General features: G+C 65.6%; 12 protein-coding genes. 8 read left to right on the forward strand and 4 right to left on the reverse strand.

Features of this window, described 5'->3' with window-relative positions:
* Window positions 1–36: 36 nt before the first annotated feature.
* From CXY79_RS12530 to CXY79_RS12545, 4 genes are all read left to right on the forward strand, one after another.
* Entirely contained in the window at window positions 37–1371 is a 1335-nt protein-coding gene (locus tag CXY79_RS12530; protein ID WP_104101987.1) for a nitrate/nitrite transporter, read from the forward strand.
* 231 nt (window positions 1372–1602) lie between these two features.
* A complete protein-coding gene (locus CXY79_RS12535) occupies window positions 1603–2910 on the forward strand; it encodes an RNA polymerase sigma factor (protein WP_134570218.1) in 1308 nt (435 codons plus the stop codon).
* A gap of 53 nt (window positions 2911–2963) precedes the next feature.
* On the forward strand, window positions 2964–4187 hold the full coding sequence (locus tag CXY79_RS12540) for a MurT ligase domain-containing protein (RefSeq protein WP_104101993.1): 1224 nt from the start codon (window positions 2964–2966) through the stop codon (window positions 4185–4187).
* On the forward strand, window positions 4184–4912 hold the full coding sequence (locus CXY79_RS12545; RefSeq protein ID WP_104101996.1) for a type 1 glutamine amidotransferase: 729 nt from the start codon (window positions 4184–4186) through the stop codon (window positions 4910–4912). The genes CXY79_RS12540 and CXY79_RS12545 overlap by 4 nt, the downstream gene beginning before the upstream one ends.
* Before the next feature lie 55 nt (window positions 4913–4967).
* Here CXY79_RS12545 and CXY79_RS12550 read toward each other — a convergent pair whose 3' ends face one another.
* A complete protein-coding gene (locus tag CXY79_RS12550) occupies window positions 4968–5204 on the reverse strand; it encodes a hypothetical protein (protein WP_104101999.1) in 237 nt (78 codons plus the stop codon).
* A 173-nt stretch (window positions 5205–5377) separates the two neighbouring features.
* Here CXY79_RS12550 and CXY79_RS12555 point away from each other — a divergent pair, with 173 nt between their 5' ends.
* Window positions 5378–7459, forward strand: a complete 2082-nt coding sequence (locus CXY79_RS12555; RefSeq protein ID WP_104102221.1) for a type IIA DNA topoisomerase subunit B — start codon at window positions 5378–5380, stop codon at window positions 7457–7459.
* 20 nt (window positions 7460–7479) lie between these two features.
* On the opposite strand, the gene CXY79_RS12560 is transcribed toward CXY79_RS12555, so the two are convergent.
* The gene (locus CXY79_RS12560) at window positions 7480–8178 is read right to left on the reverse strand and encodes an SDR family oxidoreductase (protein ID WP_104102004.1); all 699 of its coding nucleotides are present in this window, start codon (window positions 8176–8178) and stop codon (window positions 7480–7482) included.
* Window positions 8179–8232: 54 nt separating this feature from the next.
* A complete protein-coding gene (locus tag CXY79_RS12565; RefSeq protein WP_104102007.1) occupies window positions 8233–10716 on the reverse strand; it encodes a DNA topoisomerase (ATP-hydrolyzing) subunit A in 2484 nt (827 codons plus the stop codon).
* A 91-nt stretch (window positions 10717–10807) separates the two neighbouring features.
* Here CXY79_RS12565 and CXY79_RS12570 point away from each other — a divergent pair, with 91 nt between their 5' ends.
* Window positions 10808–11953, forward strand: a complete 1146-nt coding sequence (locus tag CXY79_RS12570; RefSeq protein ID WP_198411512.1) for an alkaline phosphatase family protein — start codon at window positions 10808–10810, stop codon at window positions 11951–11953.
* 20 nt (window positions 11954–11973) lie between these two features.
* Here the strand turns inward: CXY79_RS12570 and CXY79_RS12575 are convergent, their stop codons facing one another.
* Window positions 11974–12534: a DUF3043 domain-containing protein gene (locus tag CXY79_RS12575; RefSeq protein WP_104102013.1), complete on the reverse strand. Its 561-nt coding sequence runs from the start codon at window positions 12532–12534 to the stop codon at window positions 11974–11976.
* A gap of 73 nt (window positions 12535–12607) precedes the next feature.
* On the opposite strand from CXY79_RS12575, the gene CXY79_RS12580 reads away from it, so the two are divergent.
* Both CXY79_RS12580 and CXY79_RS12585 read left to right on the forward strand, forming a co-directional pair.
* Complete coding sequence (locus CXY79_RS12580) at window positions 12608–14029, forward strand: dipeptidase (protein ID WP_104102016.1); 1422 nt, start codon at window positions 12608–12610, stop codon at window positions 14027–14029.
* 137 nt (window positions 14030–14166) lie between these two features.
* Window positions 14167–14523, forward strand: coding sequence for an iron-sulfur cluster assembly accessory protein (locus CXY79_RS12585; protein WP_104102019.1), 357 nt, complete (start codon window positions 14167–14169; stop codon window positions 14521–14523).
* Window positions 14524–14643: the final 120 nt, after the last annotated feature.

Below are 14643 nucleotides of genomic sequence, written 5' to 3' on the forward strand. Positions count from 1 at the left end.
GAATCCGGATGCTTCGGCGCGGGTAAGTTTGGGGCAATGAACTCGCGCCGGTCCTGGTTGATCTTTTACGTCGGATCGTTCGCGTACCTCTCCGCCGTCCTGCAGCGCTCTTCCCTCGGGATCGCCGGTGTCGCCGCCACCGAACGGTTCGGCGGGTCTGCCGCGCTGCTGTCGAGCCTCGCCGTCGTGCAACTCGCCGTCTATGCGGCGGCACAGATTCCGGTGGGCGTCCTGATCGATCGGTACGGGCCTCGCGTGCTGGTGGCCTCCGGGACAGGGCTGATGGTGGTCGGCCAGACCACGCTCGCCTTCGCCCCCGACATCCCGATTGCCGTGCTCGGGCGCATCCTCGTCGGTGCCGGCGACGCCGCCATCTTCATCTCGATGATTCGTCTCATCGCCTCGTGGTTCTCCGGACGCATCGTTCCTCAGCTCTCGCAGTGGCTGGGCAACATCGGTCAGCTCGGCCAGGTGCTGTCCGCCCTACCGCTGGCGTGGGTGCTGCACACCTGGGGGTGGACGCCGACGTTCCTCTCCGCCGCCTCGGTTGCCGTGTTGGCCCTGATCGTGGTCATCGTCGTGGTGACGGACCAGCCGGAGCGCGCATCCATGCAGAACCGGACCACCAGCTGGCGTGGCGCGCTACTGCAGCTCACACACAGTTTCAAGCGGCCTGGAACCCAGCTCGGCTTCTGGTCGCACTACGTCACACAGTCCTCCGGAACCGTCTTCACCCTGCTCTGGGGATTCCCTTTCATGGTGTACGGACTTGGCTACGACCCGTCCCTCGCCGCGGCGATGCTGATGGTCCTGGTGGGTGCCGGCATGGTGTGCGGGCCGATCCTGGGGATCCTGACGGCGCGCTTTCCGCTGCGCCGCAGCACCATCGTGCTCGGCGTCGTCGCGCTGATGGGCGCGGCCTGGGCCGCGGTGCTGCTGTGGCCGGAGCAGCCGCCGTTCTGGTTGATGCTGGTGCTGCTCGTCGCACTTGGCATCGGGGGACCCGGCTCACTGATCGGCTTCGATTTCGCGCGCACCTTCAACCCCCAGCGCAGCCACGGCTCGGCGAACGGCGTCGTGAACGTGGGCGGCTTCACCGCCAGTTTCGTGATGGTCTACCTCATCGGGCTACTGCTTGACCTGCAGGACGGCTGGCGCACCGCCAGGGGGGAGGTGAGCGATCTGTATTCGCTCGACTCCTTTCGGGTTGCGTTTTCTGTGCAGTTCCTGGTTGTGGGACTCGGCGTGATTTTCCTGCTGCACGCCCGGGCCCGCACCCGCAGCCAGCTGTCCCGCGACGAGGGAGTGGAAGTCGCGCCGCTCTGGGTCGCCGTGGCGCGGGCATGGCGCCGGAGGCAGCAGCCTGAATAGCTGCGCGCCTGGCTTGTCTCCTACACAAAGCATGCAATAATTGTCAATAGGGCCCGTTCTGGTCCTGGGAGCAACGACAGCAGTGTCGGTGTGAATAGCCCGGGACTTGACATGGGTCCTAGTACTGCCCAAAATCCAAACTGCCCAGGCTCCTCTCCCGCTAGACCCACCCGGTCGGGACCCGCTTGGCAGCGCCGCAGGCTCCCGCGCCACGGCATGAGAGGTGTTCGAATGGCAACCCGCAAAAAAATCGAGCAGACCGAAGAACTCACCGTGAGCACCACTGAGGTTTCAGACGCAGTTGCGCCGGCAGCCAAGGCCGCCGCGAAGAAGCCGACCAAGGCCGCTCTGGCCAAGGCCGCTACTGCGGCAGCGGCCGCAGTAAGCGGTGAAGAGAAGCCCGCGCCGCGCAAGCGCGCCGCCAGCACGAAGGCGAAGGCCAAGCCGGCATCTGACGAACACGATGAGGCCGCCCGCGGAGATGACGCGGATGCCGACGACGACTCCGACGAGGCCAAAAAGAAGCGCGCAGCATCCACCGAGGCGCTCCCGAGCGGCGCCCTGGTACTGTCACTGGTCGACGACGACGACGAGGTGCCGGTTTACTCCAGTGCAATCACGGGCGCGACGGCCGACCCTGTCAAGGACTACCTGAAGCAGATCGGCAAGGTCGCCCTGCTGAACGCCGCCGAAGAGGTCGAGCTCGCGATGCGAATCGAAGCCGGGCTCTTCGCCGAAGACAAGATGTCCCAGATGAGCGACGCCGAGAAGAAGAGCGCCCTCGGACGCGAGCTCATGTGGGTCGCCAAAGACGGCGCCCGCGCCAAAAGCCACCTCCTGGGGGCAAACCTTCGCCTGGTCGTCTCGCTCGCCAAGCGCTACACGGGCCGCGGCATGCAATTCCTCGACCTGATCCAGGAGGGCAACCTGGGCCTCATCCGTGCCGTCGAAAAATTCGACTACACCAAGGGCTTCAAGTTCTCCACCTACGCGACCTGGTGGATCCGTCAGGCGATCACGCGTGCTATGGCCGACCAGGCCCGCACGATCCGTATTCCAGTGCACATGGTCGAGGTCATCAACAAACTCGCCCGCGTCCAGCGCCAGATGCTTCAGGACCTCGGCCGGGAGCCCACCCCGGAAGAGCTGAGCCGCGAACTGGATATGACCCCGGAGAAGGTCGTCGAAGTCCAGAAGTACGGCCGCGAACCCATCTCCCTGCACACTCCGCTCGGTGAGGACGGCGACAGCGAGTTCGGCGACCTGATCGAGGACACGGAAGCCGTTGTGCCCGCGGACGCCGTCGGGTTCACGATGTTGCAGAAGCAGCTGGAAAGCCTGCTCGACTCGCTCTCCGAACGAGAAGCCGGCGTCATCCGCATGCGCTTCGGCCTCGGGGACGGCATGCCGAAGACCCTCGACCAGATCGGCGACACGTTCGGCGTGACGCGTGAGCGCATCCGTCAGATCGAGTCGAAGACCATGGCCAAACTGCGTCACCCCTCACGGTCGCAGTCCCTACGCGACTACCTCGAGTAGAGCTCGTTTTGCGCTACGCACCGGCGATTCTTCTGGGACGCATCGTACGGAAATTGGCCCGGTGGCGGAAGCCGGGCGGCGGATCCGCGATCCCGGGTCTCGTGGTCAACAGGATCGCACCCGGATTCCTTCCGCGCAGCCTGAACAGCTTTCCGGGCGGCCTGGTCATCGTCACCGGGTCGAGCGGCAAATCAACGACGACCAAGATGCTGGTCGCAGCGCTCCGCGCTCACGGTACCGTTGTCTTCACCAACCAGTCCACGGCCAACATCAGCCAGGGTCTTACCTCCGCGCTGCTCGAGCAGGCCAGCCTGAGCGGTCATATCGCGGGCGACATCGCCGTGTTGGAGATGGATGAGGGCCACGGAGCCCTGATCTCTGGTACGTTGACGCCGCGCGTCGTTGCGCTGACGAACGTCATGGTCGACCAGATCGACCGATTTCATGACTCGAACATGGTCGCGGCCATGCTCGCCAAGATCGCCGCCAGAGCCACCGGAACCGTCGTGGTCAACGCGGACGACCAGTATTTGACCGACCTCGCCGCACGCCTGCCCGTTTCCTCGGCAGTCGCGCGCTACGGCGTGTCCGCCGACGTTCTCGCCGACAATCCGCGGGGCTTAGGCTACAGTGCGACCACCGCCACCAGGCTGGACGCGGGGGAGGGGATGCTCCTCACCTCGGTGCAGGGCCGCCGCGCCACCGTGAGCATTGCGGGTGTGGATTACCCGCTCGGGTTGCCCGCCCGCGGAACGCACTATGCCGTCGACGCCCTGACCGCGCTGTGCACGGCGCAGGCCGCGCTCGGCGACCGCTTCGATCCGGTGCTGGCCATCAACGCCATCTCGGCCATCCCACCGGTCTTCGGCCGTGGTGAGATCGTCACGGTTCGAGGCCAGCAGGTGGAATTCGTACTGGTGCAGAACCCGGCCAGTTTTCAGCTGAACGTCGACAGCCTCGAGCCGAAGACCGAGCAGATCCTCATCGCAATCGGGTCAGACGTGCGCGACCCGTCCTACTTTTGGCCCGTCAACACCTCGGGTCTGGGCCGGGTCCGTATCGCATCCGGTTCGAAGGCGCACGATATTGCCCTTCAGCTGGTATACGACGACGTCGTCGTCGACCGCATCGAGCCGAACCTGGGCCTGGCCCTGGACGATTTCCTGGCCCTGCCCGAACCGCTGGCGGGTTTGAAGACGATCATCTTCTCCGCAGACTCCATGCGACGCACCAGGACGCATCTGGGGCTCGTCACTAACAAGGAGGAGCAGGAATGACCCGTCCGCTCTCGATCGTGTCGCTGCTTCCCGAACTCCTGGGCACCAACGGCGATGCCGCCAACGCCCGCGTTCTCGCCCAGCGGGCCCGATGGGCCGGTGCCGACGCCACGGTCGTGGAGGTGCGCTCCGCGGCCGATCTGCCGGACCAGGTCGATGCCGTCGTCGTCGGATCGGGCTCCGACTCCGACATGGTGCGCGCCAGGGACATCCTCGCGACGATGACCACGGAGCTGCGCACCTGGGCCACCGCGGGTGTCCCCATCCTCCTGGTCGGAACCGGCTGGGAACTTCTGAGCTGGGGAATCGAACTCGCCGACGGATCCGTTGTCGAGGGGCTGGGCATCGTGGCCGGTCGCGCCGTCCCGATGCCGGCACGGGCCACGGATGACATCGTGGTCGCCTCCCGGTTCGGACGTCTGATCGGTTTCGAAAATCATCGGCGCAGCTATGTCGGTGGCGAGGCGGCACCGCTCGGCCAGGTGCTCTCCGGATCGGGCAATGGCGCGGGTGCGGAGGGACTGGTCATGGGTAGCGTCGTCGGGACCCATCTTCACGGTCCCGTTCTCGCCAAAAACCCCGGACTGGCCGACCACCTGCTGCGTGCGGCCCTCGCTCGTATCGGTCACGAGTATTTGCCCGGTGACGATTCACTGGCTGCCGACGAAATGGCACGAGCCGCACGCAATCAGATTGCGGTGCGGCTCGGACTCCCCATGGAATAGAGGCCCATTGGCCGGTCGCAGGACAGCTAGAGCTGCCTGAGGCCGACCGATACCGCTAGGAGCGCTGGTCCTCGAGGAGTCGGCTCGACTCGTCGTGCCAGCTCTCCGCGATGGCGGCGAGCTTCTCCTGGTGCTTACGGCCGTGGTGCGCGCAGAACAGCAGTTCACTGTTATTCACCACCACACGAATGTAGGCCTGGGCTCCACATGCATCACAGCGGTCTGCCGCGGTGAGCTGGTGGGGAGCCTTCTCGTTGTTGACGGCACCATTTGCGGCTGCGATCTGGGACATGGTTTCCTCCTCCAGACTGATACCAACTGATACCAATTTAACCTGTATCTAATGGAAACACGGTCTGGCAAGGTTATCGAGTCGGTTGCCCGTTATTTCGCTCACCGCGTAGCGCACTTCAATCGGGTGTTGATGACCGGGGGGAGGGCGTTGGTTCGGTATTCTTGATCGTTGTGAGATCTTCTGATTATTCTGCCCGCCACCTGTCAGTCCTCGAAGGACTGGAAGCGGTTCGCAAACGCCCGGGCATGTACATCGGGTCCACCGACTCGCGCGGCCTCATGCACTGTCTCTGGGAGATCATCGACAATTCGGTCGACGAGGCACTGGGCGGCTTCGGCACCAGCATCGACATCGTGCTCCATGCTGACGAGAGCGTGGAGGTGCGCGACACGGCTCGGGGCGTTCCGGTTGACATCGAGCCGAAGACGGGACTGACCGGCGTCGAGGTCGTCTTCACCAAACTGCATGCCGGCGGCAAATTCGGCAGCGGATCGTATGCCGCGTCCGGTGGCCTCCACGGCGTGGGCGCATCCGTTGTCAATGCCCTGTCCGAGCGCCTCGATGTCGAGGTCGACCGTGACGGCAAGACCTGGGCCATGTCGTTCCACCGCGGCGAACCCGGGATTTTCGCGGACTCGGGGAAGAAGAGCCCCGACGCGCCGTTCACGCCCTTTGAGAAGCAGAGCGAACTACGCGTCATCGGCAAGGTCAAGCGCGGTGTGACCGGGACGCGGGTGCGCTACTGGGCCGACCGTCAGATCTTCACGAAGGGTGCGTCGTTTCAGACCGAGGAATTGCTCGAGCGAGCGCGTCAGACGGCCTTTCTCGTCCCGGGCCTGGGGATCGAGATCGTAGACGAGCGCACAGACGTGCACGTGCTCGAGTCCTTCATGTTCGAGGGCGGGATCTCGGAGTTCGTCGATCACCTCGCCACCGACAGCCCGATCACCGACACTTGGCGACTGACCGGAAACGGGACCTTCCGGGAGACTGTCCCGGTGCTGACCCCGACGGGTGCCATGGTGCCTACCGAGCTGGTCCGGGACTGTGCCGTGGATATCGCCCTCCGTTGGGGGACAGGTTACGATACGGTCGTCCGCAGCTTCGTGAACATCATCGCCACCCCGAAGGGCGGAACGCACCAGGCCGGGTTCGACGCGGGCCTGCTCAAGTTCTTGCGTGCGCAGGTCGAGCTGAACGCTCGACGGCTCAAAATGGGGTCGGACAAGCTGGAGAAGGACGACGTGATGGCCGGCCTCACAGCCGTGCTCACCGTGCGGCTTCCCGAGCCTCAATTCGAGGGGCAGACCAAGGAGGTGCTCGGCACCCCCGCGGTTCGCGCCATCGTGGCCAACGTCGTCGCCCAAGCCATGAACGAGCGTTTCGTGTCCACGAAGCGCGACGACAAAACGCAGGCCGCGGTGGTGCTGGACAAGATCGTGGCCGAGATGAAATCGCGAATCTCGGCTCGCGCCCACAAGGAAACCCAGCGCCGGAAGAACGCGCTGGAGAGCTCGTCCCTGCCCGCGAAACTGGTCGACTGCCGCAGCAATGATGTCTCGACGAGCGAGCTCTTCATCGTCGAAGGAGATTCCGCCCTGGGCACGGCCAAGCTCGCCCGGGACAGCGAGCACCAGGCACTCCTCCCCATTCGCGGCAAGATCCTGAACGTGCAAAAGGCATCCGTTGCCGACATGCTGTCGAACGTCGAGTGCGCGTCGATCATCCAGGTGATCGGCGCCGGGTCCGGACGAAGTTTCGACCTGTCAGCCGCGCGCTACGGCAAGGTCATCATCATGAGCGACGCGGATGTCGACGGCGCGCACATCCGCACGCTGCTGCTCACTCTGTTCTTCCGCTACATGCGCCCGATGATCACGGAGGGACGCGTTTTCGCGGCCGTACCGCCGCTCCACCGGGTCGTGGTGATGAACCCGGGCACGAAGCCGAACGAGACCATCTACACATATTCGGAGGTGGAGCTTCAGGCCGTGCTCGCCGGACTCAAGAAAAGCGGCAAGCGCTACCAGGATCCGATCCAGCGCTACAAGGGCCTCGGCGAAATGGATGCCGACCAGCTCGCGACGACGACGATGGAGCGGGCGCATCGCACGCTGCGCCGCGTGCGGGTCGCCGACGCGGAGATGGCCGGAAACGTCTTCGAGCTTCTGATGGGCAACGACGTCGCGCCGCGCAAGGAATTCATCATCGAGAGCTCGGACAAACTGAGTCGCGACCGTATCGACGTGTGACGCCCCGACCGGGGGGGGGGCTACGAGTGGAACGATGTGCTCGCCAAGTCGCGTTCGCCGTTGATGATGGCGTCGACGACGCGTTGGGCGACGACGACCGGAGGGTAGCCGGCCGGCAGGCGGGGGGCGATTCCGGAGATCGGGTGAGTGGAGAGTTCGGTCTCGGTGTGACCGGGCCGCGCGTCCAGAATGCGGATGCCGCTACGCCTCAGTTCCCGGCCGGCGGCCTGGCCGAAGGCAGCGAGGGCGGCCTTGGACGCCGAGTATGCGGCGAGGTTGGCAGTGGGGCTCTCGCTGACGACGCCGCTGAGGGTGACGATAAAGGGCTCTCGCCCCTGCTCTGCGGATTCGCTCAGCGCGGCCCGAGCCGCACGGAGCAGGCGGATCGGTGCCAGCGTGTTCACGGCGAACAGCTCGGCGAGCGTCTCATCGCTCACCTCGATCGCCGGTCCGAAGGCAACGACCCCCGACGCGTTGACGATGCCGTCGAGCCGTCCGTTCACGCTGATCGCGTCGGCGACGAGAGTCGTGATTGCGTCCGGATCGGTGAGGTCGGCGGCGAGCGGGGTTCCGGGAATCGAGAGCGCCTCAAGTTTCGCCTGGTTGCGCCCGCTCAGGACGAGTCGGGCGCCGCCGGCAGCCAGAAGTCGGGCAATTTCACTTCCCAGACCCCCCGAGGCGCCGAGGACGAGAATGGCGGAATCGTCGAGGTGTGTCATCTGGCCACCATAACGCACCACCCTCCGCACATGGCTGGAGATCGAGCTCGGGCGTCAGCCGATCCGGGCGCCGATGGCGCCGATCACGGAGTCGAGCATGGCCCCGGACGCATCACGTCGCGACCCTGATTCAGGAAGCATGCGGGGTGTGCCGTCCGACGCGACCGCCCGGGCCGGCAGAGGCCCCACCCACGCGACGGAGACGGTGTCCTCGCCTTTCAGGAACCGCTGGGAGCGCACCCCACCCGTTCCCCGGCCTTTCGCCGGGTACTCGGAGAAGTCGGACACTTTGGCGCTGCCCGGGTCTGTTCCGGGCAGGGTGTGGCTGCCGGTCGCGACGGTCGCAACCACGAGCGCCGCAGCGCCGTGCGTTTCCACGCTGGTGAAATACACCACGTGCGCGTCCGCGGCCAGTTTGATGCCCGCCATACCGCCGGCGGTGCGCCCCTGCGGGCGCACCGACCCGGCAGGAAAACGCAACAGCTGTGAGTCGGAGGCGATGAAGACGAGTTCGTCGTCTTCCGCACCCTGCGCCGCGCCGACCACCATGTCATTGAGCTTCAGCGCGATGATCTCGAAATCGGGTTTGTTTGCCCAGTCGCCGGGGGTGACGCGCTTCACGATGCCCTGTCTGGTCCCGAGAACGATCGAATGCTTGGAATCGAGCGCGACGAGCGCGACGATCTTCTCCGCCGTGTTGGGCAGGGCCAGGTAGTCGCGCACGCGTACGCCGGCCCCGAGCTGGACCGAGGTCGGCGGCAGCAAGGGGAGGTCGACGGGGGAGAAGCGGATGAGCCGTCCCAGGTTGGTGACCGCTCCGATCTCCGTGCGACTGGTCGTGTCCAGAACGGACAGGACGGCATCATGCTTGCTGCGCCTCTGAGCCGGCGTGATCCGCTCCGGCTGGACAGTGGTGCCGGCCGGAATCTCCACCCGGGCGATCTTACCCGTCACGCTGAGGTAGACCCGGGTCGGGGTGTCCGTCACCTCGAGGATGGCGGCCTTCCGCTTGGCGGCGGCGCTGTTGGCGCCGGCGACATTCGCCTTGGCCTCGGTCAACAGGGTTCGCCGCGGCGTGCCGAAACGCTCGGCCACCGAGGCCAGTTCGTCGGACACCAGGGTGCGGATGGAGGCCCTGCTGCCGAGAAGCTTCTTCAGCGCCGCGATCTCCGCCAGCAGCTGATCCCGCTCGGTTTCGAGTTCGATGCGTGAGAAGCGGGTCAGGCGCCGCAGGCGGAGCTCGAGAATGTACTCGGCTTGAATCTGGCTCAGGTCGAAAACGTCGATCAGCTTGGCGCGCGCCTGCTCGCTGTCGTCGCTGGCGCGGATGACCTGGATCACCTCGTCGATGTCCAGGATTGCCACCAGTAGGCCTTCGACGAGATGCAGACGCTCCGTTCGTCGGGCCAGTCGGTAGGCCGAGCGCCGGGTCACGACCTCGATTCGGTGTCCGATGTAGACGAGCAGGAGTTCCCGCAGACCCAGTGTCTGCGGGCCGCCGTCGACGAGGGCCACCGCGTTGATGTTGAAGGAGTCCTCGAGCGGGGTCACCCGGTACAACTGCTCGAGCACGGCCTCCGGGCTGAAACCGGTCTTGATCCCGATGACGAGACGGAGTCCCTTGGTGCGGTCCGTCAGATCGGTGACATCGGAGATGCCACTGAGCTTCTTGGAATTGACCCCGTCCTTGATCTTCTCGATGACCCGCTCGGGCCCGACCAGATAGGGAAGTTCGGTGACCACGAGACCGGCCTTGCGGGCGGTGATGGCTTCGACGGATACCCGCGCCCGGGTCTTGAAACTGCCGCGCCCGGTTGCGTAGGCATCCATGATTCCCGTCAGCCCGACGATCGTGCCGCCGGTGGGCAGGTCAGGCCCCGGGACGAACTCCATCAGGTCCTCGAGGGTCGCGTCTGGGTGGGCGAGCAGATGCCGCGCCGCGCCGACGACCTCGATCAGGTTGTGCGGAGCCATGTTGGTGGCCATGCCGACGGCGATACCGCTCGCGCCGTTGACGAGCAGGTTGGGGTAGGCGGCCGGGAGAACGTCCGGCTGGGTGAGCTGGTTGTCGTAGTTGGGTACGAAGTCGACGACGTCTTCGTCGAGGTTTTCCGTCATGGCCAGGGCCGGCGCGGCCAGCCTGGCCTCGGTGTACCGCGGGGCGGCCGGCCCGTCATCGAGCGAGCCAAAGTTGCCGTGGCCGTCGATCAAAGGGACCCGGAGCGTGAACGCCTGCGCCATGCGCACGAGAGCGTCATAGATCGCGGTGTCGCCATGCGGATGCAGCTTTCCCATGACCTCGCCGACGACCCGCGCCGACTTGACGTGGCCGCGATCGGGGCGGAGCCCCATCTCGCTCATCTGATAAAGGATGCGCCGTTGCACTGGCTTGAGCCCGTCCCGGGCGTCCGGGAGCGCCCGGGAGTAGATGACCGAGTAGGCGTATTCGAGGAACGAGCCCTGCATCTCGGTGGAGACATCGACGTCTTCGATGCGCTCGGTGAACGTGGCGGGCGTGGTGCTGTCTGAACGGCTCATTCGTGAATTCTGGTGAGGCGTGCGTTGAGGGACGCGCGCTGTCGGGTAGGCGCTGGATCGATCCGGCCCTGTCTATGTCAGACTTGGCACGATGCCCCCCATGCTACCGGCCCGCCAATTCGGCACCCTGCGCCTTGCCGACGTTCTCACAAGTTCCCTGTCATCGATCGAGGGCCTTTCCAACATTCTGGACCTCGGCCAGACGAACAAGGCGGTCGTCCTTCTGGCGGACGGCCTCGGCGTCAGTTCCCTCCGAGCCCGTCCTGGGCACGCCCGATTCCTGAACTCGCTACTGACCAAGTCCAGCGTGGTCGACGGCGTCTTCCCATCCACCACGGCTGCAGGCATCACGACCCTTACCACGGGTGTCGCACCCGGGCAGCACGGACTCGTCGGCTACCGGGTCCGAGACGCCGACCGGGACCGTGTGGTGAACCAGCTGACCGGCTGGGACGACGACATGCGACCGGAGACCTGGCAGCGTGCGCGCACCGTCTTCGAACGGGCCGCGGATGCCGGCATCCGCGGTTTCGCCATCGGACCCCGCCGGTACACCACATCCGGCTTCACCCAGGCGGCGCTTCGCGGCGCGCACTACGTACCCGCGGAGAGCGTGTCCGACAGGTTTGCCGCCGCGCGACACCTTCTGGACACCGAGCCGCGCGCCCTCGTCTACGTCTACGTCCCCGAGCTGGATGTGGCCGCCCACGCGCACGGCTGGGAGTCCGAACGGTGGTTGGCCGCGCTGGAGAACCTCGACGGCGCGGCCGCCCGCTTCGCAGCCGCACTGAAAGCCGATGAGGGTCTCCTCGTCACGGCCGACCACGGAATCATCGACGTCCCGATGACCAGACACGTGCTCTTCGACACGGTCCCCGAACTCATCGGCGGCGTCCGCCACATCGGCGGGGATCCCCGGTGCCTGCACCTCTACCTCGAACCCGAACTCGGTTCCGACTCAGGCGCGGCCCTCGCCGATACGTGGCGCGGTATTGAAGGCCACCGCGCCTGGGTCTTCAGCCGCGCGGAAGCAGTCGAGTCCGGGCTGTTCGGCGATGTTGCACCCGAGGTTTTGCCTCGCATCGGCGACGTGATCGTGGCCGCGCGCAAGCTCATCGCCTACTACGACTCCCGCGAGCCGAATCAGTCCGCACGTTCGATGATCGGTCAGCACGGATCGCTGACGGACGAGGAACTCCGCGTGCCCTTGATCAGGTCGGGGACCTTCTCCGCCTGAGCGCGTGAGAAGTTCCGGCGTCAGGCGGGGTAGCGGCCGCGCTTGACCTGTGGTTTCGGCAGGCGAAGCACACGCAGTTGCAGTGCACGCATCGCTGCGTACCAGCGCACACGCTCGGCTTTCTCAGCGCCGAACTTGGCATTGAGCTTGCGCGTGACGATAAAGCCCAGGATGACGGAGTCGACAACGGCGACGATGACGAAGGCCCACAGGCCCAGGATTCCGTACGTCTGCACGGCCGCGTCGGGGAATACGCTGAGCAGGATGACCAGAAACATCACCGGAATCATGAATTCGCCCACGTTGAAGCGGGCGTCGACAAAGTCGCGCACGAAGCGCTTCTGCACACCGCGGTCGCGCACGGGGAGGAACTTCTCATCTCCGGCAGCCATACCCACCCGGGCACGCTCGCGAGCCTCGGCGGCCTTGCCTCTGGCCTGCTTGGCCGCGAGCTTGCGGTCATCTGGAACAAGCGGGCGCCGATTCAGAGCCTCTTGCTGCTTGCGGCTGGGCGTCGCCTGCCCTTTGCCGACAGGGTGGGTGGCCGCGAGGCGAGACCTGGTCTCGTCCGGGGTCTCCATGGATGGTTGTGCGTCTGGGTTCACAGGCTTAGCCACATCAGTTCCTTGCAATTGGTTGCCTTAAGATTACCTGATGACCGATATTCAAGAAACAGCGCCCCCGGCAATCTCACCGGCCGCCCCGGCTCTTCGTGCGGCAGTCGAACGCGGCCTTCCCACGACCATTGCCGACCTGTGCTCCCTGGTGCGGATTCCCTCCGTCTCCTGGGATGCCTTCGACGCACTTCAGGTGGCCACCAGCGCGGATGCCGTCGCGGTCCTGGTCCGCGACCTCGGGGTGTTCGAATCGGTCGAGATCAAGCGAGCCGGGATCCCGGGCGGTGCCGAACTCGGCCATCCGGCCGTTTTGGCCACGCGCGCGGCACGCAACGGGCGCCCGACGGTTCTGCTCTATGCGCACCACGATGTGCAACCCCCCGGCCAGGATGCGGACTGGGACTCCAACCCGTTCGAACCGACCGTGCGTGGCGACCGCCTCTACGGACGCGGTGCGGCGGACGACAAGGCGGGAGTCATGGCCCACATCGCGTCGATCCGAGCTCTCGTGGAAGCAGAAGGACCCGATTTCGACCTCGGCCTGGCGCTCTTCATCGAAGGCGAGGAAGAGTTCGGCAGCCGGTCCTTCACCACCTTCCTGGAGGAGAACCGGGAGTCCCTGCGCGCGGACGCCATCGTCGTCGCAGATTCGAACAATTGGGACATCAACACCCCCGCACTGACCACGGCGCTGCGCGGCAATGTCACGTTCCGACTGACGGTACGCACCCTTGACCACGCGTCGCACTCGGGCATGTTCGGGGGAGCGGTTCCCGACGCAATGATGGCCGTCGTTCGTCTGCTCGACAGCCTGTACGCCGACGACGGCGCCGTCGCGGTCCGCGGGCTGACGAGCATCGATGTTCCGACTCCGGACTACTCGGTGGAGCAGCTCCGCCTGGAAACCGGGCTCACCGACGGCGTCGGCCCGATCGGTCACGGCTCGGTGCTCAGCCGGATCTGGTCCCAGCCGGCCATCACAATCACCGGGATCGACGCGCCGTCCGTGGCCAACGCGTCGAACACGCTCACCCCGGCCGTCACCGTTCGCCTAAGCACCCGGATCGCTCCCGGTCAGTCGGCGGACGAAGCGTTCCGTGCGCTCGAGGCGCATCTGCACGCCAAGGCTCCATTCGGCGCCCGAATCGACATCGATGACGTCGACACGGGGGAGGCCTTCCTGGTCGACACGGGCGGCTGGGCCGTCGCTGAGATGCGGAGCGCCATGGCCGAAGCCTGGGGCGAAAGCCCGGTGGACATCGGCGTCGGCGGGTCCATCCCCTTCATCGCCGACCTGGTGCGGGTGTTTCCGGATGCTCAGATCTTGGTCACCGGGGTCGAGGACCCGGATTCCAGGGCGCACAGCCCCAACGAATCTCTGCATCTCGGAGTGTTCAAGCGGGCCATCCTCAGTGAGGCCTTCCTACTCGGCCGTCTGAATCAGCGCACCGGGAGCTGACCCGACCGAGAGCGCAGAAATCCGGGAATGCAGAGGGTGTATTCCCGGTTGTGGTCGGTACAATCTTCGTGGCCACCACCGGACATCCAGCCGCCGCGAAAAACCGTGTGAAAACGACTCGAACACTGAGGAGCACCATGACCGACACAGTCGTCGCCAGCACAGCCGCCCATGGCGTTGGCCTGAGCGCCACCGCCGCTGACAAGGTACGCACCCTGCTCGCCCAGGAAGGCCGCGAGGACCTTCGCCTGCGCGTTGCCGTTCAACCCGGCGGCTGCTCCGGCCTCATCTACCAGCTCTACTTCGACGAGAGGCTACTCGACGGTGACGCTCTCGTCGACTTCGATGGGGTAGAGATCGTCGTTGACAAAATGAGTGTCCCCTACCTGGACGGGGCATCCATCGACTTCGAGGACACCATCCAAAAGCAGGGGTTCACGATCGACAATCCGAACGCCGGCGGAAGCTGCGCATGTGGAGATTCCTTCAGCTGACCCACCGGCGCCAGACAAAGCGCGACGGGCTCGTATCACCGCAAATACTATGACTGGCGGCGAATTCGTTATCTCGGAGGCCGGTTCTTGCACAACGGAACGTGCCACCCGCAGTAGGCT

This window comes from Cryobacterium sp. M96 (assembly GCF_002929845.1).
GTDB lineage: Bacteria > Actinomycetota > Actinomycetes > Actinomycetales > Microbacteriaceae > Cryobacterium > Cryobacterium sandaracinum.